The following is a 23,785-nucleotide window of genomic DNA, read 5'->3' on the forward strand; positions in this document are numbered from 1 at the left end:
TGCAAGCGCGCCGAGCGCTTGAGCAATTTGAGGGCTCCGCGCCCGGCGCGCTTGCCCAAACCGAAACCCATGAGTATCAAAATCAAACCCGCAGATTCTCGTTATGAACGAGGGACCAGCGGGGGGCAGGTCACGGCAGCCACCCAAAGGCTGCATTCATCATACGGATCGCGGGTCGCAATATTGTTCGCACGATTATCAGAAAATCCTTCGCCAGCAGGGCTTCCAGGTGTCCATGAGCGGTAAGGGTAATTGCTACGATAATGCCGCCGTCGAGACGTTCTTCAAGACCATCAAGGCTGAACTGATTTGGCGGCATCCTTGGGAGACACGGCGGAAAGCTGAAATGGCGATCTTCGAATACATCAACGGCTTCTACAACCCACGCCGCCGACACTCAGCACTGGGCTGGAAAAGCCCAGTCGCTTTCGAACGGAAAGTGGCCTAAACGAGCACTTGGGGCGGCACTAAAGCGCGACAGGTCCACCGTGGTCAGGCTGGGCTGCCGCTGGAACTCCGGCGCTCACTGGCCAGCACAAGTATCATCGATTCCATGAACAGCGTCATCCGGCAGGTTTGCCGGAATGTGAAACGCTGGCGGAATGCCAAGATGGCCTTGCGCTGGACCGCCGCGGGGATGTTCGAAGCCAAGAAGGGCTGCCGGCGCCTCAAGGCCTACAAGCAGCTGCCAATCCTAAAGCAGGCCCTTATCGACCACCGCCAAAAGGCCCAGCTTGACCAGATGAAGGACGCCGCATAACCTCGCATCAAGCAGCGCCGCTCAGGCGAGTTTCAACATCAAGCGGGACATTCCCCATCCTTGAACGGACCCCATTCCAGTTGCAGTCGTTCCATGCCTTCAACATCCGTGACGGCAAGTTTCCAGGTTTCTGCTGTTGCTGCAAAGGCAGACACAGCGGCTAGGCTTACACCCAGCAAAAAGGATTTCAGTTTCATAGCACCCTCCAGGTTTGATCATCTGGATGAATAATTCGGGTGCGTATCAATGGCGCTACAGTTTCATCAAACCTTTGTGACGTATGCGTTCGCACCTCCAAAAAACCTTAACCAACTTTGTTGCCTTGGCTCCAGACGCCGCGGAGCAGAGGCGTTTCGCCGATTTTGCGCACACGCAGAACATCACCGCGCAATCCTGTTTTCAAAGCACCCCGGTCATTTAACCGTACGGCACGCGCAGGGTTGCTGGTCACGGTAGCAATAGCGCGGGGCAGATCATTCCAAATATCTGCAAGGCGGAAGGCTGACAAAAGCAGCGCTGAAGGCACGTAGTCAGACGAGACAATGTCTAGAAGATCGGCTTTTGCGAGAGCCTCTGCTGCAACATTGCCGGAGTGGGATCCGCCGCGGATCAGGTTGGGTGCGCCCATCATCACGGCAATGCCGTGGATGCGACAGGCGGCTGCGGCTTCAACTGTTGTGGGAAACTCGGCAAAACCCACGCCGTTTTCCGCAGAGGTTCCAACATGATCGGCCGTGGTATCATCATGGCTGGCCAGAACTGCACCCAAGCGGCGGGCCTCTTGCACTGCGCCCGTCTCGTGCTTTGACCCAAAGCGTTTTTGCAGACCCAACATGGTCTCAACATGTTCGGCAAACTCAGCGTCGTTCATCCCGCGTTTCTTGGCGACATAGGTTTTCAACGCAGTCAGATCGCGGAACTGGCGCTGGCCTGGGGTATGATCCATCAGGCTGACGATGCCGACCCTGTCTGAGGGTCCGAAGGCCGCCAATTCTTCAAGCAACGTCCCGGAACAGATTTCGGCCCTGAGATGGAGGAAGTGACTGATTTTGAAATACCCTTGATCACGCGCCGCCAAGAGTTCGTCTGCCAGCTTTCGGGCGTACTCGATACAGCGGTCTTGGCCAGTATCATGAATGGATCCGACCCGCATGGCGTCAAACACCGTTGTGATGCCTGTGGATGCCAGCTCGGCGTCATGGGCAAGAAGCGCAGGGAGACCAGGCCAGTCCACCTCTGGGCGCGGTTCGATATGGCGTTCGACATTGTCTGTATGCAGTTCGACAAGACCGGGAATAACGAGATCACCAGCACAATCCAGGGCACCGGTTGGGACATGATCCCCTTCAGTAATGTCACAAATGACGCCTTGTTCGATTGTTACCGCACCAGTGAGCACCTGATCTTCCAACACAAGCTGTGCATTGGCGAGACATAGGTTGCTTGACACATCGCTGTCACAAGCCGTTGTCAAAGAGGTCGTGGGAAAAGGGGAATTCATGTCATACTCTCGATTCGCAATTTACTATGTGCCGCCGGTAGGGCCCTTGGCCGATTTCGGAGCGTCTTGGCTGGGCTGGGATGTTGTTCAGGGCTGCGAGGCGCGTCAGCCAAGTTTGAACGGTTTGCGTGACATCACGATGACACCGCGCAAATATGGGTTTCACGGAACGTTGAAGCCGCCGTTTAGCCTGGTCAAAACGCACACAATTAGGGAATTGGAGCAGGCTACCTCGGAAATGGCGGCATCGCTTGCCCCCGCGATCTGCGATTGTTTGCAGCTGACGACGCTGGGCCGGTTTCTGGCGTTGACGCCACAGGGTGGAGAAGAGGCCGTACAGCGCGTTGCGCAGACTTGCCTTCATGATCTTGACGGTTTCCGCGCACCGATCGGGGAGCAAGAGATGGCGCGTCGCCGCGCGGCAGGGTTGAGTCGACGTCAGGACGCGTTGCTCGTTGAGTGGGGATACCCTTACGTGATGGAAGAGTTCAGGTTTCACTTGACCCTGTCGGTGCGTTTGCCCAACGCTGCTATCCCAACTTGGACCGAGAATGTAAGCCGATTTCTGCCCGACTTGCCCACGCCCTTTGTCCTTGATCAGATCGCCTTGTGCGGTGAACGGGAAGACGGTCGGTTCGAGATGTTGCATCGCTACACGCTCGCCGGTTGAAGCAGCGCCGCCCCCCGAGCGATGGTCTGGGACAGCGGGCCATCATTGGCGAGGTTGATCACCTTGAGCCCAGTCGGCAAGGGCTTGTCAGCCTGGGCAAGGCGTTTGCTGATCTCCTCCTCTGTCTCGCGGGCCCGCGCAGCGAGACGGTGCGCAAGCGTTTCCGGTTTCGCGGTGATGTTGAGAACGACGAGGCGCGGGAAAATCTCGGCCGCTTGGGCCAGAGCTTTGCGGGAGAAATTGACAAGGCAATCGGTACCTTTGCCAAGTTGATACTTGATGGTGATCGGGATTCCATAGTGCAGTCCGTGCGCGCGCCAAAACACAGCAAAAGCCCCATCTTTAACCAAGGCATCAAATTGCAACTCTGAAACCGCATCATAATCCTCGCCGCCCAATTCGGGCGCACGTGTGATTATGCGGCGGCCAAGATGCAAATCTGGCATGACACTCTGAAGTCCCGCCATCACGCTGTCTTTGCCGACACCTGATGGGCCCACAACCGCGATAAGGCGCCCCCCAGTTTTTGAGGTAAGCGTCACGCTGCCAATCCGGGGGTAAATTGGGCAACATCAATTTCGCGATCACAGACTTGGGCGCGGGCCGCTTCGTCATGGAAAATTCCGATGATGGCCGCGCCGCGGGCTTTGGCGTCTTCGATGAGCGACAGCACAACCTCGCGGTTCGCAGCGTCGAGGCTTGCGGTGGGCTCATCAAGCAGCATCGCAGGATAGGCATGGGCAAAACCACGGGCGATATTGACGCGCTGTTGCTCGCCGCCCGAGAAGGTTGTGGGGGACAAAGACCACAGCCGTTCGGGAATGTTTAATTGTTTCAGAAGCGCCGATGCGCGGTCGTGCGCGTCGATTTCTGGTATGCCCAACGCGCGCAGCGGCTCTGCAACCACGTCCCGCGTTGGCACGCGCGGCACGACACGTAGGAACTGGCTAACATAACCCAACACATCACGGCGCAATTTGATAACGTCGCGCGGCTCGGCCTGTACGATGTTCAAACCGCCAATGCGAATTTGACCTGCCTGTGTCAGGTAATTGCCGTAGATCATCCGCATTAGGGTGGATTTACCAGCACCAGAGGCGCCAGTGAGCGCCACGCATTCGCCAGGGACAACCGCGAAGGACACATTGCTGATCACCTTGATCACGGCACTGCCCTGATTGTGCAGGGTAAAGGTTTTGGAAACGTCGCTAAGATTGATCATGGTTCAAACCTGTAAAACGGAACTGACAAGAAGCTGGCTATAGGCATGCTGCGGATCGTCCAGTACCTGATCTGTCAGGCCCGCCTCGACCACCCGGCCTGATTTCATAACCATCAGGCGGTCCGCCAGAAAGCGAACCACAGCCAGGTCATGGGTCACGATGATCGCTGACAGCCCCATGTCGCGCACAAGCCCTCGCAGCAGATCAAGCAGTCGCGCCTGAACCGACACATCAAGACCACCAGTGGGTTCATCCATGAACACCAGACGCGGGCCCGTGACGAGGTTGCGGGCGATCTGCAAGCGTTGCTGCATCCCACCCGAGAATGTTGTCGGGCGATCATCTACACGGGACGCATCAATCTCGACCCGCCCCAGCCAGTCCGTAGCCTTGTCGCGGATATCGCCGTAGTGGCGCTCGCCCACGGCCATCAAGCGCTCGCCCACATTGCCGCCGGCACTGACGCCCATGCGCAGACCGTCGCGGGCGTGTTGGTGCACAAAGGCCCAATCGGTTCGACCGAGCATCCGCCGCTCCGGCTCTGACATGATAATTGTGTCGCGCGGGCCCTCGGTGCGAGTGTCGAATACCACTTGTCCCGCATCAGGGGTCAGATGCCCTGCCATGCAATTTAACAAAGTGGATTTGCCTGACCCGCTTTCGCCGACGATCCCCATTACCTCGCCGGGGTAAAGATCAAACGACACATCGGTGCAGCCAATATGCGCACCATATCGCTTGGTGATGCCCTGAACGGAAAGCAAAGGTGTCATGCTGCGTCCTTTCCTTTGTGGCCAGCCGCCTGGCGCGCCTCGCAGTAATCAGTGTCGGAACAGACAAACATCCGCCCACCTGCGTCATCAATGATCAACTCATCCAGATAGCTGTCTGTCGCACCGCACATCCCGCAGGGGTGATCAGCCTTGGACGCCTCAAACGGATGATCCTGAAAGTCGAGGCTGACCACTTGGGTATATGGGGGCAGCGCATAAATACGTTGCTCGCGGCCTGCGCCAAAAAGCTGGATTGCGGCCATATCACCCAGCTTGGGATTATCGAATTTGGGGATCGGCGACGGATCCGTCACATAGCGTCCTTCGACCTTGACCGGATAGGCGTAAGAGGTGGCGATATGACCGTGGCGGCTGATATCTTCGTAAAGTTTCACATGCATCAGCCCATATTCTTCAAGGCTGTGCATCTTACGTGTCTCGCTTTCACGGGGTTCAAGAAAACGCAGCGGTTCGGGGATCGGCACCTGATAAACAAGGATTTGACCCTCGTGCAGCGGTTCTTCGGGGATGCGGTGCCGGGTCTGGATCACAGTGGCATCACTTGTCGCAGTGGTCGTCGCAACACCTGCTGTCCGCTGAAAGAAAGTCCGTATTGAAACTGCGTTTGTTGTGTCATCGGCCCCTTGGTCGATCACCTTGAACGTGTCCTTGGGCGTCAGCACCGCTGCCGACACCTGCACGCCACCTGTTCCCCAGCCATAGGGCATTGGCATCTCACGAGAGGCGAAAGGGACCTGATAGCCGGGAATGGCAAGCCCCTTAAGGATTGCGCGGCGGATCATGCGCTTGGTCTGTTCGTCCAAATAGGCGAAGTTATACTCGGTCATTCCGCTGCCTCCTGCACCTGTTGCGCACCCGCTTCTCGACGGAGCTTGCGCACCAGTTCCAGCTCGGACTGGAAATCGACGTAATGGGGCAGTTTGATATGCTCTAGAAACCCTGTCGCCTGAATGTTGTCGGCGTGATACAAAACGAATTCTGCGTCCTGTGCGGGTGCACCAACGTTATCCTCGCCCAATTCTTCCCAGCGTAGCGCGCGATCGACCAAGGCCATGGAGATTGCCTTGCGCTCGGTCTGGCCAAAGACCAGCCCATAGCCGCGCGTGAACTGCGGCGGCTCGGTTTTCGAGCCGGTGAATTGGTTGACCGTCTCGCATTCGGTCAGGATCACTTCTCCGATCTCAACGGCAAATCCCAGTTCGGGGATGTCCATCTCAACCGGCACCGACCCGATCCGTAGCTCGCCCACAAAGGCATGGTTGCGCCCGTAGCCGCGCTGCGTGGAGTAGGCGAGGCCAAGGGTAAAACCTTCGTCCGCGCGGGTCAGCGCTTGCAGGCGCAGGGCGCGTTCGGCGGGCATTTCCAGCGGTTCGCGGGTCAGGTCTGGGGGCGGCGTATCGTCATGGGGGGCCTCTTCGATCAGCCCTTCGCGGTTCAGGAATTCGGTGACATGCGGGACAGTGCCTGTCTCGGCGCCACGAGATGGAGCCTTGGGCACCTCGCCATCAGCGGCCAGTTTGAAATCAAGCAAACGGTGCGTGTAGTCAAATGTTGGGCCCAGGACCTGCCCACCGGGCAGGTCCTTGAACGTGGCCGAGATGCGCCTGTCGCAGGCCATAATGCCGGTATCGACAGGCTCGGACGCACCAAAGCGCGGCAGAGTGGTGCGATAGGCTCGAATGAGGAAGATCGCTTCGATCAGATCGCCACGCGCCTGCTTGATTGCAAGTGCCGCAAGGTCCGGATCATAAAGCGACCCTTCGGCCATGACGCGATTGACGGCAAGACTTAGTTGCTCGCGGATTTGCGCAATGCTGAGCTCCGCGATATCCGTGTTACCGCGGCGTTCTTCGGCGAGCCAGGCATGGGCATTCTCGATTGCCCGCTCTCCGCCTTTGACTGCTACATACATCTCAGGATACCTTGGTTGACCGGGGCAAAGCCGCGAGGCGTTCGCCACAAGTGAAAATGAAATCCAGCCCCAACGGGAACAGGGTTGGGTTGACCTGAAACGCTTCCACTTCCGGCAAGGAAAGCGTTGCCTGATCCTTGATGCCGGGACCCGTCAAAGTTGCGCCTGCCGCAAGTTCGGAACATTCGACGATGAGCGTGGTCGAGCGGTCAGGGTACTCGGACGTGCCGATCGGATAGACCGCGAGCGGCGCGAGCGCGTCCCACTTGCCAACCGCAAACATACAATGCGCGGGGCCAACAAAATGGGCACCTGTGTGAAAGGCCAGCCAAGCCCGCGCCGCTTCGCAATCCATATCGCCAGCCAGATAAATCGGTGTTTCCGTATCGCAGAGCGTCAGCAGAACGGCGCCCATCGCGGGCGACAGCGGGGCAGGGGGTGCTGCCCCTTCGATATCCTGAATGGTGCCCGGACGCGCCATGGCCTCCATTACACTGCGAAAGGCGTGGGCTGACTGGGTGGCTGGATCGGCAAAGCCGCCGGACAGGGTGTTTGCCTGCATCAGTCTTCTCCTCGGGTCATGGTAAAGAAATCAACCTTTGTCGCGGCTGCCTTGGTCGCGCGGGCGGCTTTCATGGTGGCCATCCCTGCTTCCAGAGGCTCAAGGAGCGTCTCGCGCAGCCTACTTGCCATTGCGGTCTGCATAAGCGCATCGACTAGAGCGGCGACCTCGGCATCTGCTTTGCTACGCCCTTGAATGTAGCTGTGCCCGACTTCGCCGGTTTCCAACGTCAAAGCGCAGCGGGTTATAGTCATCTCGCCCAGATTGAAGGGTGCGCCGGTGGCACCAGCGCGTCCGCGGACCATCGTGCTGCCAATCTCTGGTGCACGCAGCCACGTAAAAGCAGGGCGCGATATTTCAGCATCCAAAAGTGTAGCCACACGGCCTTCGGGCGCTTTAGCCAGCAGACCCATCCACGCCTTGCGGGGATTATGTTCGCTCACAGTGTCTTTCATCTCGACAACTTGTCTCTTTCCTATACAACTATACATATCTTATTATATTGATGTCCTCTTGACAGAAGAGTTTTGTGAAATTTGTGTGACAGTTCCGACAAAACCCCGATCTGGAAGGCCATCGCTAACGCATTGCGCAGTGACTTGGCTGAAGGACGCTATGCGCCGGGGGACAAGTTGCCGACTGAGGCTGCGCTGGCAGACCGCTTTGGCGTGAACCGCCACACGGTGCGCCACGGGATTTCGGTATTGGTTGAGGAAGGGCTGGTGCGCACCCGTCGCGGTGCAGGGGCCTTTGTCGCGGCCACACCGACCGACTATCCGATTGGCAATCGGGTGCGGTTCCACGAAAACCTGATCGCCGCAGGCCGCAGACCGGAAAAGCGCATGCTCGCGTTGGGCGAGCGCGCTGCGACGATTGGCGAGGCTCAGGCGTTGCAAATTGAGGCGGGCAATCCGGTCTGTGCTTATCATGGGCTTTCATTGGCAGATGGTCAGCCAATTGCCGTATTTGAAAGCCTGTTCCCGATCCTGAGGCTCCCAGGAATTACCGCGGCATTGACAGAAACAAGTGGCGTCACCCGAGCGCTGAGTATTGTGGGTATCGACGACTATACGCGTGCCTCAACCCGGCTGACGGCAGTCCGCGCTACCGCAACACATGCGCTACTTTTGAATGTTGGTGAAGGCGATCCTTTGCTGAGATCGTCAAGTGTCAATACATGTGCGATTGGTAAGCCAGTAGAATACGGTCGCACATGGTTTGCAGGGGATCGGGTCACACTAACGTTAGAAGACCAATAAGGGCATTGCCTCGGTGGCGAGTGCGGCACCGAGGCCGCGATTGCTGCCTGTGATCAGGATGCGTGCCATCAGTCTTTGCGCCCGATCAGCTTGCCGCGCAGCCAGCCCGAGAGCCAGTCCATGAACATCACCATGGCAATGATCAGCACGATGTAATAGGCGACCTCTTCCCAGTCTTTTTGCGTCTGGATCGCTTGGGTCAGCATCAGCCCGATACCGCCACCCGTAATGGCACCAATAATTGTGGCGGAGCGCGTGTTTGATTCCAGAAAATAGAGGATTTGCGCCAGCAGCACAGGCACCAGCTGAGGGATCACGCCAAAACGGTAGCGTTGTAACGGCTTGGCCCCTGTGGAGGAGACCCCTTCGATCTGCTTTTGATCCACGTTTTCCAAAGCCTCGGAAAAGATTTTGCCAAAGGTGCCCGTATCCGTGATCAGGATTGCCAGTGCGCCTGTCAAAGGGCCCGGGCCGAACGCGCGAGCCAAAACTACTGTCCAGATCAGGGCATCCACACCGCGCATAAAGTCGAACAGGCGGCGGGTGGCGGCACGCAGGATCATAATTGGTGAAAAGCGCTTGGCCGCGAGAAAGCCCAGCGGCAGTGCGATGATCGCAGCGCCCATGGTGCCTAGAAACGCCATCAGGATCGTCTCACCGATGGCCCAAGCCACGTCCTTGTGCCGCCACATGGCGTTGTTCCACCAGTCAGATATCGCACCCGAGACATTCGGGCGCGCAGGGTCCACACGCTCTCCGAACAGGATCGTTGAGAGGCTTTGACCGTGGTAAGGGCTGTCGAGGGTGAACCAGAACAACTCCCAACCCGGGAAATAGTTGAACACTTCGGTGCGCGCCCCTGTCAGGGTAATGCGGCCCTCGGGCGTGGTGATGCCGATGCGGCGACTTGAGGCTGAAATCCAGTCAGGCAAGTCATCAGGTAGGTTCGTGGTCAGGGCCCGACCCTCTGCCTGCACCTCGATCAGCGGAAAGTTTGGAATTTCAATCTCGGTCCGGTTGTCAGGCAGGTAGCGAACGATGTGATCGCCGCCCAGATCAATGGTGATGACCTCGTCGCCGGTAACCCATGCGGGCCGCGCGCCTTCGGGGTAGCGGCCCTTGCGTTCGCCCTCAACGGCATAGCTGATCTCGCCCGAGCGGTTGTCACGGGTCACATGTACCTTGTGAGACCAGCTGTCCGAGACCAGCGTGACGGCGTTGTCCATATTGGCGCGTCCGGCCAGACCTGGCAGGTCGAAGGCGAAGAAAATATAGGTGAGATAGGCAAGGATCACGGCCGGAATGGCAAAACCCATCAGCCGCTTGCGCTGAAACAGCCTGTCGGCTGTAAGCTTGGTGGTGTCCAGATCAATAGCGGTCATGGGCTTGGTCCTTCAATGCTTAATGTGTCTGACCATCGGTCAGCTTGTTGCGGTAGCGGCTTGAAACCTGATCAAAGAAGATAATCGTGCCGAAGAGCAGGATGAAGATCGCCGCCGCTTCGTCAAAACGGCCCGGCCCCCACGCCATGGCATTGCGCAGCTCGTAACCCAGACCACCAGCGCCCACAAAACCCAGAATGGCAGAGGCGCGGATGTTGACCTCAAAGCGCAGGAGTGTGTAGCTCACGTAATTTGGAGCGACCTGCGGCAGCACGCCGAGCAGCATCCGCTGGAGCCATGTCGCCCCCGTCGAGGACAGTCCCTCGACTGCTTTAAGGTCGGTATTCTCGGAGACTTCGGAGAACATCTTTGCCAATGCCCCAGCCGTGTGGATAGCAATGGCGGACATCGCAGGTACAGGCCCGCCGCCCAGCACAAAGATCAGCACCAGCGCGATCACGATTTCGGGCACGGCGCGCATGATGTCAGAGATACGGCGAAACAGCGGGATCAGGCAGGGCCATTTGGCCAAGCCTCTGGTGCCCAGCAGGGAGAGGAACAGCCCACCGATGGCCCCAATCAGCGTGGAGACGGCGGCGATGTTCAAGGTCTCGACCAACGCGGGGAAATATTTTGCAGTCAGGGCAGGCAGGTCGGCACGTTTCTCCCAAGCCTCTGACAGAACATCGGCGGGATAGTCACCAACTTGATGCAGCCCGTTCCAAAAGCCGCCAGCGTTGCGATCATCGGCAATGTTGAATCCCGAGACCATCAGGATCACAAATATAAGAAGCGTGAGACCACTATAAAGCCTGCGCCGCTGCACCTGCGCCATATAGCTGGACTGGATTGTGCGCACCGTCTGCGCCGCGCCGCTGAGTGAGATATCTGCCATGTTGCCCCCAGACAAAAAAATTCCGGCAGCCCCGAAGGGCTACCGGATGCGCCATAGAAATTGATTAGCCGCCGATCTTCGCTTTGCGGGCTTCGACGATTGAAATGTAGGTATCATGTGTGACGGGCTGGAAGCCGAGCGTGTCACCAGAGGCCACACCGTAGGCGCACTCAGGATCGGCTTCAAAAAGACCATCAACCAGCGCAGTCATCTTTGTCCGTACGTCCGCTGGCAAGGCTTTGCGCAGAACAACTGGGCCTTCGGGGATCACTTTGGATTTCCAGATCTGAACCATGTCGTTCATGTCAACGAGACCCGCATCAACGGCCTTGCGAAGCGCGCCCGAGTTGTAGCCGTCTTCCCAGTTGCCCTGAGCGTCGGCCCATGTCACGCCGCCGTCAATGTCACCGTTGTTTACGGCTACGATGGTTTGCTCGTGACCGCCCGTGAATTTCACTTCGCCAAAGTACTCGCCGCTCTCCATGGTCACGCCGTCTTTGTGCTGAGGGATCTCGATGGAGGGGATCAGGTAGCCTGATGTGGAGTTCGGATCACCAAACCCGAATACTTTGCCTTCCATGTCGTCCAGTGATGTCACGCTGCTGTCTTTGCGGGCAAAGCCGATAGAGTGGTAGCCGACGGAGCCATCTACGTTCACTTTGATCAGCACAGGCTCTACGGCTTCCGGATCTTGCAGGAATGTGGCGGCATAGGCGGAGGCACCGAGCCAAGCCATGTCGATGTTACCGCCCAGCAGGCCCTGAATCACACCGTTATAGTCGGCAGGGGCAAAGAGCTTTGTCTCGACGCCGAGGGCTTCGGTCGTGTAGTCCGCCAAGCACTGATAGCTGTTCATGCGGTCTTGGGCGTTTTCACCGCCAAGGATGCCGATGCGGAATTCGGTGATCTCTTGGGCAACAGCGCCCGTGGTGAGCGCTGTTGTAGCGGCAAGTGCCAGTGCAAGTGTCTTTTTCATCGTTTTCTCCGTGGTTGATTGCCCGAGTGCCTAACGGCTTTGAGGGCTGGTTATGTGAGGGTAGAAACTGGCTCAGACGTAGGCTCCAGCCTCGCGAACCTCTGGTCTGTCCAATGTTTCAATTTCGGTAGAGGTGGCCGCTTCGGAAAAATCCGCGCCTGCGCCGTAGATATCGCGGGCAACACCAGTGGTTAGCTGCTCGGGCGCGCCGTCAAACACGATCCTGCCATCGCGCATGCCGATCACACGGTCGCAATAGCGGCGCGCCGTATCCAGTGTGTGCAAATTGGCGATGACCGTGCGCCCGTCTGCCTCATGGATGGCGCGCAGTGATTGCATCACCACTTGCGCATTCATTGGATCAAGAGAGGCAATCGGCTCGTCTGCGAGAATGATCTTGGGATCCTGCATCAATGCCCGGGCAATCGCCACGCGCTGTTGCTGGCCTCCTGACAAGGCCTCGGCGCGCTTGGGCGCCTGTTCAGCGATGCCAAGGCGGTCGAGAACTTCGATTGCTTTGTGAATATCAGCCTGTGGATAGAGGTTGAACAGCGTCGCAAGTGTCGAGCGTTTGTTCAGCGTGCCGTGGAGTACGTTAGACACAACGTCCATGCGTGGTACGAGGTTAAACTGTTGAAAGATCATCGCACAACGCGATTGCCAGTTGCGTCGCGCGGCACCGCGCAGAGATGTAATGTCCTCGCCCTCAAATGTGATCGTACCGGATGACGCATCACTGAGACGATTAACCATCCGCAAAAGAGTGGATTTTCCCGCACCTGACCGCCCAATTATGCCGATCATGGATGGTGCGTCTACGGAGATGTTGGCCGAATCAACGGCTGTTTTGTCTCCGAAGCGTTTCGTTAGTGTATCGATTCTAAGCATATCGCCCCCATGTTTGGGGGGCGAATACGCGACGAACATCACAGACTTGCGACGGCTACGATTCAGTTTCATGACAATTGAGCAAAGATACTGTGACAGTGCCTTTGGAGCTTTGCTTTTATTGGTGGGTGCGCTGGAACATACATCAAATCGCACACCCGAAACTTGTTTGTCTCTTGGTTGGACTGAAAGCTATGGATGCCCTAAGGAATGGATTCAGGAATGCAATCAGGCGGCACCTGTATTGGAGAGGTCCAAGATGAATGATGAAATTCTTAATGCTCTTTTGGCTGCTGTTCCGCTCCCCAGCCTTGCCATTGATGGTTCCGAGCGCATCATCGCGGCCAATACTGATGCTCTGACACTCATCGGACAACAGGCGCGGGGCCAGAATTATGTCACGATGTTGCGTCAGCCGGCCCTTCTTGAGGCGATCGAGGCAACGCTGACGGACGGCATCGCGCGCGCAACACAGTATCTCAGTAATGATGGTGCACAGGACACGACGTTTCGGGTCAGTTGTCGCACGGTGCGGGGTTTTGGCCAAGACGCGGCAGGCGTCGTGCTTGTTACCTTCGAGGATATGACAGACAAGGAGCAGGCGAGCCAGATGCGCCGCGATTTTGTCGCAAATGTCAGCCACGAATTGCGCACGCCTTTGACGGCGCTCATGGGGTTTATTGAGACGCTGCGCGGCCCTGCGCGCAATGATCCAGAGGCGGGCGCACGGTTCCTTGATATTATGAAAACCGAGGCAGAGCGGATGAACCGCCTTGTGGGTGATCTGATGTCTCTCAACAGGGTTGAGGGGGACGAGTGCGTGCGGCCCACACAAAGTGTGGTGTTAAATGATATTCTAAATTCGACGCTGCACACCTTGCAGAGTTTGGCAAGCAAGGCGGAGGTCACTTTTGAGACTGAATACCCAGAAAATCCTGTCTATATGATTGCGGACGGGGATCAGCTCAAACAGGTCTTCACCAACATTATTATGAATGCGATAAAATATGGCGGATCGGGGGGGTGCGTAACAGTTCGGGTGATCGAGAGTGTCCGCGAGCCAGTTTTGCGTGCGCCGGGCGTGCGCATCCAGATCATCGACTATGGCGCGGGCATTGATCCGATCCATCTGCCGCGTCTCACCGAGCGATTCTACCGCGCTGATGACCACCGCAGCAAGGAGCTTGGTGGGACCGGTCTTGGGCTTGCGATCGTTAAGCACATCATCAACCGTCACCGCGGCCGCCTGCGTGTTGAAAGCGAACTGGGTCAAGGCACAACATTTACCGTTATTCTACCTATTCAAGAAATTTCTTGAGCGATAGTCAGGCATTTCGCCCATTGTCATAAAGATGTAATGTAACTGTCATAAAGACGTTACGTAGCCTCCGTAGACGGAGCGGGAGATTCCCATGGGGGGGTCGCTTCTTAATCTACAAACAGGAGACAAGCATGTCTTTCGCAAAACTCGCAACTTCCGCACTGGCACTGTCCGCGATGGCCGCAACAACTGCTGCAGCACGGGATCAGGTGCAAATCGCTGGTTCGTCCACTGTGCTGCCCTACGCGTCAATCGTCGCCGAAGCGTTTGGTGAAAACTTTGATTTCCCCACGCCCGTTGTTGAATCCGGTGGTTCAAGCTCGGGCCTTAAGCGGTTCTGCGAAGGTGTTGGCGAAAACACTATCGACATTGCCAACGCATCCCGTGCAATCCGTGAAAAAGAAGTCGCTGCATGTGCCGAAGCCGGTGTAACTGACATTATTGAAGTACGTATCGGGTATGATGGCATCGTATTCGCAAGCCAGATCAATGGCCCTGCCTATACTGCGTTCCAGCCTGCCGACATTTTTAATGCTCTGGGCTCCAAGGTTCTTGTGGACGGTACGATTGTCGATAACCCGCATAGCCAGTGGGCAGATTTCAACGCCAACCTACCAGCAGCAGACATCTTGGCATTTATTCCTGGCACCAAGCACGGCACACGCGAAGTATTTGAAGACAAGGTGCTGCTTGAAGGCTGTGAAGTGACAGGCGCTATGGAAGCGATGATGGCCTCTGGCATGTCTGAGGATGACGCAGAAGACGCCTGCATCGATGTGCGTCAAGACGGCGCATCCGTTGACATCGACGGCGATTACACCGAAACGCTGGCGCGCATCGACACCAACCCAAACGGTATCGGCATCTTTGGTCTGGCGTTCTACGAAAACAACCAGGACAAGCTGAAAGTGGCGACAATGGGCGGTGTTGCACCTTCCACAGAGACCATCTCCACGGGTGAGTACCCTGTATCGCGCCCGCTGTTCTTCTACATGAAAAAAGCGCACATCGGCGTGATCCCGGGCCTCAAAGAGTTCGCGTCTTTCTTCGTAGCTGACGAAATCGCAGGACCTGATGGCCCACTGTCCGCTTATGGTCTGGTCGCAGACCCCGAATTGGCCGCGACACAAACTGCTATCGAAGCAGAAACACCAATGGGTGGCGGTAGCTAAGCGTCACAAAACTGGAGATGGCGTAGAGCGCCATCTCCACCTCACAAAAATGATGCCTCTCGATTGAGGCATTGCTACTTTGGATATCTCGACGATTGGAGCCGACATGCCGTTTACATGGCTGGTATTGATCCTTATCACCATCGCCACGGTCGGTTTTATAACGGGCCGCAACCGCGCACTTCGAAGTGCGGGTGGTGACAGTCGGGATTTGCATTCCTTACCCGTATATTACGGCTCCAATGTGGCTATGTGGGCTATTGTGCCCGCTGCAATCGTTCTCATTATCTGGATGCTGGCGCAGCCGTTTTTCGTAAACTCACGCGTTCTTGGGACACTTCCCGATACGATGGTATCCGAAGGCAGTTCCATCGGTCTTGTGATGAGTGATGTGCGGCGGGTTGCTGACGGTTTAGATACAGCTGTTGAACAGGCTGCCATGACCCGCGAGGAGGCTGCATCCATAAGCACGGAGACTTCTGATGTCCGCGAGCTTCTCGGTGAAGTTGGGGTGGCCCTCGGATCCAACGTAAGCCCTGAAGTTCTGCAGGGCGCGCAGCTTTATCGCGCGCTGAATGCGACTAGTTCTACGATCATGACCGTGGTTGTCCTGCTTATTGCACTTGGTGGCGCGGCCTATTCCTACTCTCGCTCCAACGCTCAATTCCGCGCCCGAAACACGGTTGAACGTGGTATTCTGGCACTGTTAATCGCCGCTGCTTCTGTCGCGATCCTGACCACCATCGGCATTCTGTTTGCGCTGCTTTTCAACACGATCGAATTCTTCAAGCTTTATCCTGCGGCCGATTTCTTTTTTGGGACCAATTGGGCACCCAGCTTTTCCGGGCGTGGCGGGGCGTCTGACCTTGGCGTTCTGCCGCTGCTTTGGGGTACGTTCTATATCTCCTTCATTGCCCTTCTGGTCGCGGTGCCGATTGGTCTGTTCTCCGCGATTTATCTGTCGGAATATGCAGGCCCAAAAGTGCGCGGTATCGCAAAGCCGCTGATCGAAATTCTCGCGGGTATTCCCACAATCGTCTACGGGCTGTTTGCATTGCTGACTGTTGGCCCGCTGCTGGCGAGCATGATTGGCAAAGATACGCTGGGCTGGATGCAGGGTGGCACCGCCGTGATGACGGCTGGCCTTGTGATGGGCATCATGCTCATTCCCTTTGTATCCTCGCTATCTGACGACATTATCAATGCTGTGCCTCAGGCGATGCGCGACGGGTCTTACGGGCTTGGTGCGACGAAATCCGAGACGATCCGTCAGGTGATCCTGCCCGCAGCTCTGCCTGGCATCGTGGGTGCAATCCTGCTGGCGGCCTCGCGCGCTATTGGCGAGACGATGATCGTGGTGCTGGGGGCTGGGGCCGCAGCGCGGCTGTCGCTCAACCCGTTTGAGGCCATGACCACCATCACCGCAAAGATCGTGAGCCAGCTCACGGGTGACGCCGATTTTGCCTCGCCCGAGGCGCTTGTGGCTTTTGCCCTCGGCATGACCCTCTTTGTCCTTACGCTAGGGCTGAATGTCTTTGCCCTTTATATCGTGCGCAAATACCGGGAGCAGTATGACTGATGACTGACGCAAGCATGACACCCGCCACCGCCCCGAAGAAGAAATCCAGCCTGCTTGTTCAGGATGCGCGCACGCGCCAGCGCAACGCTGCTGAAACCCGTTTCCGCATGTTTGGCATGGCCGCGATTGGTGTGGGCCTGCTGTTTCTTGTATTCTTGTTTACATCTATTCTTCGGTCCGGTCTTCCGGCCTTTACCCAGACCGTGGTGGAAATCGAATTTACGATGACCCAAGAGCAGTTTGACACGGCAGAATCCAAGATGCTCAAGACGGGCGAATATCAGAAGATATTCGTGAATGCGCTGACCGAGCAGCTTGATGCCAGCGGGTTGGACGTTGCGTTCGACGGCAAAGCGATTGAGCGAATTGTGGGCAAGCCCGGCGGCACCATCCGCAGCTTCTTTCTTGAAAACCCCGACCGCATCGGCACACCTGTGTCCTTCGAGCTTGCCGCATCATCGCGTGTTGACGGATACATGAATGGGCGGATCACGCGTGATACGCTGGTGGACAGCCGCTTTTTGATGGCGGCGGACCTTGATCTGGTGGACGCGCTTGAAGATGCGGGGATCGTGAAGGGCGCGTTCAACTGGAACTTCATCACGGGCACGGACTCTGGTGTGGACAACCCTGGCGGGGCGGGGCTCGGGGCCTCTGTGATCGGCTCATTTTTTATGATGCTTGTGGTTTTGTTCCTGTCGCTGCCCATCGGGGTGGCTGCTTCCATCTACCTTGAGGAATTTGCCCCCAAGAACCGCTGGACCGATCTGATTGAAGTAAACATCTCGAACCTTGCCGCCGTGCCTTCCATCGTGTTCGGTATCCTTGGACTGGCTGTATTTATCCAATTCGCGGGCTTCCCGCAGTCTGCGCCGCTGGTCGGCGGGCTTGTCCTGACCCTGATGACGCTGCCGACAATCATCATTTCAACACGCGCCTCATTGGCTGCTGTGCCGCCCTCCATCCGTGATGCGGCCTTGGGCGTAGGGGCCTCCAAGATGCAATCTGTGTTCCACCATGTGCTGCCGCTGGCTATGCCGGGCATCCTAACCGGAACAATCATCGGGCTGGCGCAGGCCTTAGGTGAAACGGCTCCACTCCTGCTGATCGGTATGGTTGGTTTTGTTGCACGCGAATACCCCGAGACCTTCCTCGGCGGCTTGACCGACGCCAACTCGGCCATGCCCGCGCAAATCTATACATGGGCCAGCCGCGCAGACCCGGGGTTCTATGAGAAAGCTTGGGGCGGCATTATCATTCTGTTGCTGTTCCTGATCACGATGAACGCGATTGCCGTGCTGTTGCGGCGGCGTTTTGAACGTCGATGGTAGGGAGCGGGAACATGAACGATATGAGAATTATGGAGAGAAAAGTGGACACCAAAGAGGTCAAGATCGCAGCGAAAGACGTACAGGTCTATTATGGCGACAACCATGCCATCAAGGACGTGAGCGTCGAAATCGAAGACAAGACTGTGACAGCCTTTATCGGGCCTTCGGGTTGCGGCAAGTCGACCTTTTTGCGCTGTATTAACCGGATGAACGACACGATTGATATCTGCCGTGTGACGGGAGACATCATGATCGATGGCGAAGACATCTATAACCCGAAAGTCGATCCTGTGCAGTTGCGCGCAAAAGTCGGCATGGTGTTCCAAAAACCGAACCCGTTTCCGAAATCCATCTACGACAACGTGGCTTATGGACCCAAAATCCACGGTCTGGCCAAGAACAAAGCAGATTTGGATAACATTGTCGAAAACTCCCTGCGTCGTGGTGCGATCTGGGATGAGGTAAAAGACCGCCTGCATGCGCCAGGCACGGGCCTTTCCGGTGGCCAGCAACAGCGTCTTTGCATTGCGCGTGCTATCGCAACAGAGCCCGAAGTACTGTTGATGGATGAGCCATGTTCGGCCCTTGACCCTATCGCCACGGCCCAAGTCGAGGAGCTTATTGACGACCTGCGCAAGAGCTACTCGGTCGTGATAGTCACACACTCAATGCAGCAAGCAGCACGAGTCAGCCAAAAAACGGCCTTTTTCCACCTCGGCCACCTTGTTGAGTATGGTGAGACGACCACCATCTTTACCAATCCAGTCGATCCACGCACCGAAAGCTACATCACTGGCCGTATCGGCTAAGGAGTTAAAAATGCACGATAAACATATCGCATCAGCCTTCGACCGTGATCTTGAAGCGATCCAGGCACAGATTATGAAAATGGGCGGGCTGGTAGAGAATGCCATACTTGAGGCCGCGATCAGCCTTGAGACGCGAGACGAAGAGCGTGCAGAAGCGGTGCGCGTCGCAGACAAAGCGATTGACGGCCTTGAAGAAATAATCAACGAAGAGGCCGCGCGTGTGATCGCCTTGCGTGCGCCTACGGCCATTGACCTGCGCGTCGTGCTCTCTGTCATCAAAGTTAGTGCCAACTTGGAGCGCATTGGGGATTACGCTAAAAACCTCGCCAAGCGCACGGGCGTCCTTTACCAAATGGAGCCTGTGAATGGCAGTGCGGGTGCCTTGCGCCGCATGGCCAAAGAGGTCGAGGGGATGCTGAAAGACGCCTTGGATGCCTATGTCGCACGGGATGCCGAACTAGCTCAGGACGTGATCGACCGCGATATTCAGGTCGATCAAATGTACAATGCGCTTTTCCGGGAATTCCTGACCTTTATGATGGAAGATCCTAGCAATATCACCGCCTGTATGCACCTGCATTTTATCGCCAAAAATATTGAACGGATGGGGGACCACGTGACCTCTATTGCCGAACAGGTTGTCTACCTCGTTACTGGCGCGATCCCGGATGAGGCGCGCGCCAAAGGCGACAAAACATCATCGCCAAGCTAAGGAGACCAAGCAGATGTCCACTGATCAGCCGCGTATTTTGGTCGTAGAGGATGAGCCAGCTCAGTTGGAAGTATTAGCCTATAATCTCGAAGCTGAAGGGTTTGCTGTAAGCCGTGCGAGAAACGGCGAAGAAGCGCTTTTGGTTATCACTGAAGACGCTCCTGACATCGTTGTGCTGGACTGGATGATGCCGAATATGTCTGGCATCGAAGTGTGCAGGCGCCTCAAGAGCAAGCCCGAGACGCGCTCTATTCCGGTAGTCATGCTCTCTGCGCGTTCTGAAGAAGTGGATAAGGTGCGCGGTTTGGAAACGGGCGCGGATGATTACGTAGTAAAGCCCTACTCGGTGATTGAGCTGATGGCGCGGGTGCGGACCCAGCTGCGCCGCGTGCGGCCTTCTTCGCTTGGCCAACAGCTTGCATTTGACGATATTATTTTGGACGGTGAAACGCACAAAGTCACCCGCGGACCAGATGAACTGAAGCTGGGGCCAACGGAATTCCGGCTGCTCACCACGTTCATGGAAAAACCCGGGCGCGTCTGGAGCCGTGAGCAGTTGCTCGACCGTGTATGGGGGCGGGATCTATACGTCGATACTCGCACGGTAGATGTCCACATTGGCCGTCTGAGAAAAGCACTATCACAGTATGGTGGTGCCGATCCGCTTCGGACAGTGCGTGGCGTAGGATATGCGCTTGGCTAGCCCAAGCAGACAGGCGATCTCGGCCGGTTCAGGAAATTTTATGGTAGTGCCCCGGGAGATGGTGTAGGAGCTGGCGTCCACCTGCTTCTTCATAGCTGGTGTCGCTCGTTCACTGAGCGGCGATCATCGCCGTCTCATCGTCATGGTTACATATAGCGGTCAGCTTTTCCACCGGCATGTAGCGGCGGGAGACAGCCCATTCATCGTTTTGCTCTAGCATCAGCGCGCCCACCAGCCGGATGACGGCATCACGGTTGGGGAAGATCCCGACCACGTTGGTGCGCCGCTTGATCTCCTTGTTGATACGTTCCAGTGGATTGGTGCTGTGCAACTTGCTGCGCAGACTCTCGTCGAAGGCCATGTAGGCCAGCACGTCATGCTCGGCCTCATCCATCAGTTCGGCAACGTCCGGGAACCGATCGCGCAAATTATCGGCTACCTCGCGCCACCGGGCGTGGGCCTGGTCGCGGTCCTTTTCGGCGAAGACGGTCTTCACCACGGCGCTGACCACGGGCTTGTTGGCTTTGTTAACGCGGGCCAGGAGATTGCGCTGGAAATGCACGCGGCAGCGCTGCCACCCGGCGCCCAGAACCTTACGTGCCGCCGCCTTCAGACCCTCATGCGCGTCGCTGATCACCATCTGTATACCGCGCAGGCCACGCCGCGTCAGCGAGCGCAGGAACTCGGCCCAGAAGGTTTCAGCCTCGGATGGCATGACAGTGATGCCAAGGATCTCACGACGTCCGTCCGTGTTGACCGCGACGGCTACTATAACCGCCATGGACACAATCCTCCCGCCCTCGCGCAGCTTTACGTAGGTGGCGTCGAGCCACAGGAACGGCCAGTCGCCTTCAAGTGGGCGGTTCAGGAATGCCTGCACCCGTTCATCTATTTCCTCGCAGAGGCGAGACACCTGGCTTTTCGAGGTGCCCGTTATACCCATAGCCTGCACCAGATCATCGACGGCGCGCGTGGAAACCCCTTGGACATATGCTTCCTGTATCACCGCCATAAGCGCCTTCTCGGCAGTCTTGCGCGGCTCAAGAAACGTCGGGAAATAACTGCCTTTTCGGAGTTTGGGAATATTCAGGCCAATAGTGCCTGCGCGGGTATCCCATCGACGCGTCCGGTAGCCATTGCGCTGGTTCTCTCGCTCCGGGCTGCGCTCACCGTGCCCGGCGCCGCAGACGGCGGCCACCTCAATATCCATCAGTCGTTGGGCAGCATCCTGGATCAGGTCGCGCAAAAAATCAGCGTCATCGCTCTTGGCGATTACCTCAGGAAGGTTGATTATAGAATTGGTCATCGTGTTCTCCTTCGTCGTCGTTGGTCTTTGAACAACCTCAGACTACGAAAAAACACGGTGGCCGCCAGACCGGCCGCGCGCTGCGCTAAGCCAAAGGCTTCGCGCGCGGCCTCCTACACCACGACCGGGGGCACTACCCCGCCCAGCCGATGATACGACGGGAATGCAAGTCCAGGATCACAGCAAGATACAACCAGCCTTCACGGGTCCAAACGTAACTGATATCACCAGCCCACTTTTGGTTTGGCATATCAGCGGTAAAGTCACGGTCCAGTAAGTTCGGTGCGATATTGAACTTGTGGTCGCTGTCGGTTGTGACCTTGTGTTTGCGGGTTCTAACAACAGATATGCCGTTCTGGCGCATCAATCTGCCAACACATCGGTGGCCAACATCCAAGCCGATCTCCTTCAGCTCTTCTGTCATTCGTGGGCGACCATAGCTGCCCAAACTGAAACGGGACTGTTCCTTGATGTGGGCCAACGTGACCAGATCAGACCGCTGTCTGCGACTGGCAGGCCGACTGCGGAAGGCCCGCAAGCCGCGCGGGCTGACGCCAACGACACTGCACAATCGTTTGATTGGAAAGCTGGTGATGTGTTCCTCGATGACTCTAAACCTCATGGCTTTTGACCCGCGAAGAACTGGGTGGCCTTCCTAAGAAACAGCCATGTCGGCCTCCAGTGGTAACTCTTGCAAATCATACCCGAATGACTTGGCTCGACGTTTGAGATTGCCAAGCACTCGATTGCGGTATCGTTCTTCATAATGGGATGCGCCGGGATCTTTGTAGGTCATGCCGTGTCGGAGGGTATTGTAGAATAGAACGGCAATTTTGCGCGCGGTGGCCGTGACTGCTTTGGCCTTGCCCGCGCGTGCTGCCAGTCGGCGGTAGAAAGCCCCAAGAGCGGTATCGCTGCGCCCGATCGTAACCGCAGCCAAACGCAAGAGGGCTGCAGCGCGGCTGGATGATCGCCGCGTTCGAGATGACAACACCTTACCGCCAGATATCTTGTTCCCCGGTGCTAGGCAGAGCCACGAGGTGAAGTGTTTGGCGCTTGGCCATGCGCGCAGGTCAGTGCCACATTCGCCAACCAATTTGAGTGACAGAGACGGCCCCATCCCGTGGATTTGGGTCAGATCAACGCCAAGGACGGCGAACAGTGCGGCCCGTACATCAAACGAAGGCGTGCTGACTTGCTTGGCCTTTGTGCGCGGGCGTGGCAACTCACTTGGGTCATGTTCGGTATCTGCGCCCAATGCCGCAAGCGTCGTCTCAAGATGGCGATCACATTCCAGCATCTTGGCCTGATAGAAGTCATAGAGTTCGAGCGACTGGGTCAGCCCGAAGATGTGTTCGGGGCGATCATTGCCATTGAGCGCGGCTTTGATTGTCTCTGTTGAAGCCTTGCAACGCACGTCGCGATACGCGGCTAACACGTCCAAATCCCGTTCGCCCGCAACAATCGCACGGATGATCTTCATCCCCGTCACGCCGGTGATATCAGAGACGACATGATGCAGCTGCAAGTTCATCTCCATCAGAGCCTTTTGCATGTGTTGGATGTGAGCAGCTGCATATTCCACCAACCGTTCGCGCTGGCGCAGATAAGCCCGCAACGTCGCAATCTCAGCCGTTGGTCGAAAGCTGCCACGCAGGAGCCCATATGAATGCAACTGCCGCAGCCAACTTGCGTCGCTGACGTCCGTCTTCCGACCTGGGACGTTCTTGGCGTAGCGGGCGTTGACCAGTATAACCTCGAAGCCGTGCTGTTCGAGTATCTCGTAGGCTGGGATCCAATACACGCCCGTGGATTCCATCGCGACGCTGGTCACACCGTGCGATTTGAACCAATAGGCCAAATCATGCAGATCATGCGTGAAAGTTCCAAACGCACGCACGGGTGCATCTGTCACGTCAGGGTTCACCGCAGCCATGTGTTCTCGTGAACCGATATCAACAGCGGCAGCGCCAATGTTGACGGTCTCAATGGTAGGGGGCCGTTCGGTCTTTTGCTTTGCCATCATCTAT

General features: G+C 56.9%; 24 protein-coding genes and 3 pseudogenes. 11 read left to right on the top strand and 16 right to left on the bottom strand.

Annotation, left to right across the window (positions count from 1 at the left end; genetic code table 11):
• Positions 1-133 precede the first annotated feature (133 nt).
• Together MN186_RS15570 and MN186_RS15575 are read left to right on the top strand one after the other, a co-directional pair.
• A pseudogene (locus tag MN186_RS15570) lies at positions 134-448 on the top strand (integrase core domain-containing protein); the annotation flags it as partial.
• A 51-nt stretch (positions 449-499) separates the two neighbouring features.
• Positions 500-760 (top strand): annotated as a pseudogene (locus tag MN186_RS15575) (IS256 family transposase); the annotation flags it as partial.
• Positions 761-798: 38 nt separating this feature from the next.
• Here the strand turns inward: MN186_RS15575 and MN186_RS15580 are convergent.
• Together MN186_RS15580 and MN186_RS15585 are read right to left on the bottom strand one after the other, a co-directional pair.
• The gene (locus MN186_RS15580; protein WP_242115295.1) at positions 799-957 is read right to left on the bottom strand and encodes a hypothetical protein; all 159 of its coding nucleotides are present in this window, start codon (positions 955-957) and stop codon (positions 799-801) included.
• A gap of 107 nt (positions 958-1,064) precedes the next feature.
• Positions 1,065-2,261 (bottom strand): alpha-D-ribose 1-methylphosphonate 5-triphosphate diphosphatase, encoded by a 1,197-nt coding sequence (locus MN186_RS15585; protein WP_242115296.1) that lies wholly within the window; start codon positions 2,259-2,261, stop codon positions 1,065-1,067.
• Here MN186_RS15585 and MN186_RS15590 point away from each other — a divergent pair.
• The gene (locus MN186_RS15590; protein WP_242115297.1) at positions 2,260-2,931 is read left to right on the top strand and encodes a DUF1045 domain-containing protein; all 672 of its coding nucleotides are present in this window, start codon (positions 2,260-2,262) and stop codon (positions 2,929-2,931) included. The two genes, MN186_RS15585 and MN186_RS15590, sit on opposite strands and share 2 nt — an antisense overlap.
• Here MN186_RS15590 and phnN read toward each other — a convergent pair.
• From phnN to phnG, 7 genes are read right to left on the bottom strand one after another with little or no spacing between them, the layout of a single operon-like run.
• Positions 2,913-3,473 carry a phosphonate metabolism protein/1,5-bisphosphokinase (PRPP-forming) PhnN gene (phnN, locus tag MN186_RS15595; protein ID WP_242115298.1) on the bottom strand — a complete coding sequence of 187 codons (561 nt, stop codon included), beginning with the start codon at positions 3,471-3,473 and terminating at the stop codon, positions 2,913-2,915. The genes MN186_RS15590 and phnN overlap by 19 nt on opposite strands.
• Positions 3,470-4,153, bottom strand: a complete 684-nt coding sequence (gene phnL / locus MN186_RS15600) for a phosphonate C-P lyase system protein PhnL (protein ID WP_242115299.1) — start codon at positions 4,151-4,153, stop codon at positions 3,470-3,472. Before phnL ends, phnN begins: the two co-directional genes overlap by 4 nt.
• 3 nt (positions 4,154-4,156) lie before the next feature.
• Complete coding sequence (gene phnK, locus MN186_RS15605; protein WP_242115300.1) at positions 4,157-4,927, bottom strand: phosphonate C-P lyase system protein PhnK; 771 nt, start codon at positions 4,925-4,927, stop codon at positions 4,157-4,159.
• Positions 4,924-5,775 (bottom strand): alpha-D-ribose 1-methylphosphonate 5-phosphate C-P-lyase PhnJ, encoded by an 852-nt coding sequence (locus MN186_RS15610; RefSeq protein ID WP_242115301.1) that lies wholly within the window; start codon positions 5,773-5,775, stop codon positions 4,924-4,926. Before MN186_RS15610 ends, phnK begins: the two co-directional genes overlap by 4 nt.
• Entirely contained in the window at positions 5,772-6,860 is a 1,089-nt protein-coding gene (locus MN186_RS15615) for a carbon-phosphorus lyase complex subunit (protein WP_242115302.1), read from the bottom strand. The genes MN186_RS15610 and MN186_RS15615 overlap by 4 nt, the downstream gene beginning before the upstream one ends.
• A gap of 1 nt (position 6,861) precedes the next feature.
• Positions 6,862-7,422 (bottom strand): phosphonate C-P lyase system protein PhnH, encoded by a 561-nt coding sequence (phnH, locus tag MN186_RS15620; protein ID WP_242115303.1) that lies wholly within the window; start codon positions 7,420-7,422, stop codon positions 6,862-6,864.
• Positions 7,422-7,877: a phosphonate C-P lyase system protein PhnG gene (phnG, locus tag MN186_RS15625; protein WP_242115304.1), complete on the bottom strand. Its 456-nt coding sequence runs from the start codon at positions 7,875-7,877 to the stop codon at positions 7,422-7,424. Before phnG ends, phnH begins: the two co-directional genes overlap by 1 nt.
• 81 nt (positions 7,878-7,958) lie before the next feature.
• Between phnG and phnF the strand changes: the two genes are divergently transcribed.
• A complete protein-coding gene (gene phnF / locus MN186_RS15630; RefSeq protein ID WP_242115305.1) occupies positions 7,959-8,681 on the top strand; it encodes a phosphonate metabolism transcriptional regulator PhnF in 723 nt (240 codons plus the stop codon).
• A gap of 68 nt (positions 8,682-8,749) precedes the next feature.
• On the opposite strand, the gene phnE (MN186_RS15635) is transcribed toward phnF, so the two are convergent.
• The 4 genes from phnE (MN186_RS15635) to phnC all read right to left on the bottom strand — a co-directional run bounded on the left by phnE (MN186_RS15635) (position 8,750) and on the right by phnC (position 12,822).
• The gene (gene phnE, locus MN186_RS15635; protein ID WP_242115306.1) at positions 8,750-10,063 is read right to left on the bottom strand and encodes a phosphonate ABC transporter, permease protein PhnE; all 1,314 of its coding nucleotides are present in this window, start codon (positions 10,061-10,063) and stop codon (positions 8,750-8,752) included.
• A 19-nt stretch (positions 10,064-10,082) separates the two neighbouring features.
• Complete coding sequence (gene phnE, locus MN186_RS15640) at positions 10,083-10,958, bottom strand: phosphonate ABC transporter, permease protein PhnE (RefSeq protein WP_242115307.1); 876 nt, start codon at positions 10,956-10,958, stop codon at positions 10,083-10,085.
• A 64-nt stretch (positions 10,959-11,022) separates the two neighbouring features.
• The gene (phnD, locus tag MN186_RS15645; RefSeq protein ID WP_242115308.1) at positions 11,023-11,934 is read right to left on the bottom strand and encodes a phosphonate ABC transporter substrate-binding protein; all 912 of its coding nucleotides are present in this window, start codon (positions 11,932-11,934) and stop codon (positions 11,023-11,025) included.
• Between the two features lie 72 nt (positions 11,935-12,006).
• Positions 12,007-12,822, bottom strand: coding sequence for a phosphonate ABC transporter ATP-binding protein (gene phnC, locus MN186_RS15650; RefSeq protein WP_242115803.1), 816 nt, complete (start codon positions 12,820-12,822; stop codon positions 12,007-12,009).
• A gap of 259 nt (positions 12,823-13,081) precedes the next feature.
• Here phnC and MN186_RS15655 point away from each other — a divergent pair, with 259 nt between their 5' ends.
• The 7 genes from MN186_RS15655 to phoB all read left to right on the top strand — a co-directional run bounded on the left by MN186_RS15655 (position 13,082) and on the right by phoB (position 20,449).
• Complete coding sequence (locus tag MN186_RS15655) at positions 13,082-14,140, top strand: sensor histidine kinase (protein WP_242115309.1); 1,059 nt, start codon at positions 13,082-13,084, stop codon at positions 14,138-14,140.
• A gap of 134 nt (positions 14,141-14,274) precedes the next feature.
• Positions 14,275-15,315, top strand: a complete 1,041-nt coding sequence (locus tag MN186_RS15660; protein WP_242115310.1) for a substrate-binding domain-containing protein — start codon at positions 14,275-14,277, stop codon at positions 15,313-15,315.
• A 106-nt stretch (positions 15,316-15,421) separates the two neighbouring features.
• Positions 15,422-16,894 (top strand): phosphate ABC transporter permease subunit PstC, encoded by a 1,473-nt coding sequence (gene pstC, locus MN186_RS15665; protein ID WP_242115311.1) that lies wholly within the window; start codon positions 15,422-15,424, stop codon positions 16,892-16,894.
• Positions 16,894-18,225, top strand: coding sequence for a phosphate ABC transporter permease PstA (pstA, locus tag MN186_RS15670; RefSeq protein WP_242115312.1), 1,332 nt, complete (start codon positions 16,894-16,896; stop codon positions 18,223-18,225). The genes pstC and pstA overlap by 1 nt, the downstream gene beginning before the upstream one ends.
• 11 nt (positions 18,226-18,236) lie before the next feature.
• A complete protein-coding gene (gene pstB, locus MN186_RS15675) occupies positions 18,237-19,034 on the top strand; it encodes a phosphate ABC transporter ATP-binding protein PstB (protein WP_242115313.1) in 798 nt (265 codons plus the stop codon).
• 10 nt (positions 19,035-19,044) lie between these two features.
• Positions 19,045-19,746, top strand: coding sequence for a phosphate signaling complex protein PhoU (gene phoU, locus MN186_RS15680; RefSeq protein ID WP_242115314.1), 702 nt, complete (start codon positions 19,045-19,047; stop codon positions 19,744-19,746).
• A 13-nt stretch (positions 19,747-19,759) separates the two neighbouring features.
• A complete protein-coding gene (gene phoB / locus MN186_RS15685; RefSeq protein WP_242115315.1) occupies positions 19,760-20,449 on the top strand; it encodes a phosphate regulon transcriptional regulator PhoB in 690 nt (229 codons plus the stop codon).
• Between the two features lie 109 nt (positions 20,450-20,558).
• On the opposite strand, the gene MN186_RS15690 is transcribed toward phoB, so the two are convergent.
• From MN186_RS15690 to MN186_RS15700, 3 genes and pseudogenes are all read right to left on the bottom strand, one after another.
• Positions 20,559-21,755 carry an IS256 family transposase gene (locus MN186_RS15690; RefSeq protein ID WP_242115316.1) on the bottom strand — a complete coding sequence of 399 codons (1,197 nt, stop codon included), beginning with the start codon at positions 21,753-21,755 and terminating at the stop codon, positions 20,559-20,561.
• A 139-nt stretch (positions 21,756-21,894) separates the two neighbouring features.
• Positions 21,895-22,410 (bottom strand): annotated as a pseudogene (locus MN186_RS15695) (IS3 family transposase); the annotation flags it as partial.
• Positions 22,411-23,778: an IS110 family RNA-guided transposase gene (locus tag MN186_RS15700; RefSeq protein WP_242115317.1), complete on the bottom strand. Its 1,368-nt coding sequence runs from the start codon at positions 23,776-23,778 to the stop codon at positions 22,411-22,413. It lies immediately after the preceding pseudogene.
• Positions 23,779-23,785: the final 7 nt, after the last annotated feature.

Source organism: Aliiroseovarius sediminis (assembly GCF_022678485.1).
Taxonomy (GTDB): Bacteria; Pseudomonadota; Alphaproteobacteria; order Rhodobacterales; family Rhodobacteraceae; genus Aliiroseovarius; species Aliiroseovarius sediminis.

What these genes read in the sequence shown, in the direction of transcription:
- MN186_RS15580 (WP_242115295.1), bottom strand. Translation starts at nt 957, where the DNA reads ATGAAACTGAAATCCTTTTTGCTGGGTGTAAGCCTAGCCGCTGTGTCT.
- MN186_RS15590 (WP_242115297.1), top strand. Translation starts at nt 2,260, where the DNA reads ATGTCATACTCTCGATTCGCAATTTACTATGTGCCGCCGGTAGGGCCC.
- MN186_RS15585 (WP_242115296.1), bottom strand. Translation starts at nt 2,261, where the DNA reads ATGAATTCCCCTTTTCCCACGACCTCTTTGACAACGGCTTGTGACAGC.
- phnL (WP_242115299.1), bottom strand. Translation starts at nt 4,153, where the DNA reads ATGATCAATCTTAGCGACGTTTCCAAAACCTTTACCCTGCACAATCAG.
- phnK (WP_242115300.1), bottom strand. Translation starts at nt 4,927, where the DNA reads ATGACACCTTTGCTTTCCGTTCAGGGCATCACCAAGCGATATGGTGCG.
- MN186_RS15610 (WP_242115301.1), bottom strand. Translation starts at nt 5,775, where the DNA reads ATGACCGAGTATAACTTCGCCTATTTGGACGAACAGACCAAGCGCATG.
- MN186_RS15615 (WP_242115302.1), bottom strand. Translation starts at nt 6,860, where the DNA reads ATGTATGTAGCAGTCAAAGGCGGAGAGCGGGCAATCGAGAATGCCCAT.
- phnH (WP_242115303.1), bottom strand. Translation starts at nt 7,422, where the DNA reads ATGCAGGCAAACACCCTGTCCGGCGGCTTTGCCGATCCAGCCACCCAG.
- phnG (WP_242115304.1), bottom strand. Translation starts at nt 7,877, where the DNA reads ATGAAAGACACTGTGAGCGAACATAATCCCCGCAAGGCGTGGATGGGT.
- phnE (WP_242115306.1), bottom strand. Translation starts at nt 10,063, where the DNA reads ATGACCGCTATTGATCTGGACACCACCAAGCTTACAGCCGACAGGCTG.
- phnE (WP_242115307.1), bottom strand. Translation starts at nt 10,958, where the DNA reads ATGGCAGATATCTCACTCAGCGGCGCGGCGCAGACGGTGCGCACAATC.
- phnD (WP_242115308.1), bottom strand. Translation starts at nt 11,934, where the DNA reads ATGAAAAAGACACTTGCACTGGCACTTGCCGCTACAACAGCGCTCACC.
- phnC (WP_242115803.1), bottom strand. Translation starts at nt 12,822, where the DNA reads ATGCTTAGAATCGATACACTAACGAAACGCTTCGGAGACAAAACAGCC.
- MN186_RS15655 (WP_242115309.1), top strand. Translation starts at nt 13,082, where the DNA reads ATGAATGATGAAATTCTTAATGCTCTTTTGGCTGCTGTTCCGCTCCCC.
- MN186_RS15660 (WP_242115310.1), top strand. Translation starts at nt 14,275, where the DNA reads ATGTCTTTCGCAAAACTCGCAACTTCCGCACTGGCACTGTCCGCGATG.
- pstC (WP_242115311.1), top strand. Translation starts at nt 15,422, where the DNA reads ATGCCGTTTACATGGCTGGTATTGATCCTTATCACCATCGCCACGGTC.
- pstA (WP_242115312.1), top strand. Translation starts at nt 16,894, where the DNA reads ATGACTGACGCAAGCATGACACCCGCCACCGCCCCGAAGAAGAAATCC.
- pstB (WP_242115313.1), top strand. Translation starts at nt 18,237, where the DNA reads ATGAACGATATGAGAATTATGGAGAGAAAAGTGGACACCAAAGAGGTC.
- phoU (WP_242115314.1), top strand. Translation starts at nt 19,045, where the DNA reads ATGCACGATAAACATATCGCATCAGCCTTCGACCGTGATCTTGAAGCG.
- phoB (WP_242115315.1), top strand. Translation starts at nt 19,760, where the DNA reads ATGTCCACTGATCAGCCGCGTATTTTGGTCGTAGAGGATGAGCCAGCT.
- MN186_RS15690 (WP_242115316.1), bottom strand. Translation starts at nt 21,755, where the DNA reads ATGACCAATTCTATAATCAACCTTCCTGAGGTAATCGCCAAGAGCGAT.
- MN186_RS15700 (WP_242115317.1), bottom strand. Translation starts at nt 23,778, where the DNA reads ATGGCAAAGCAAAAGACCGAACGGCCCCCTACCATTGAGACCGTCAAC.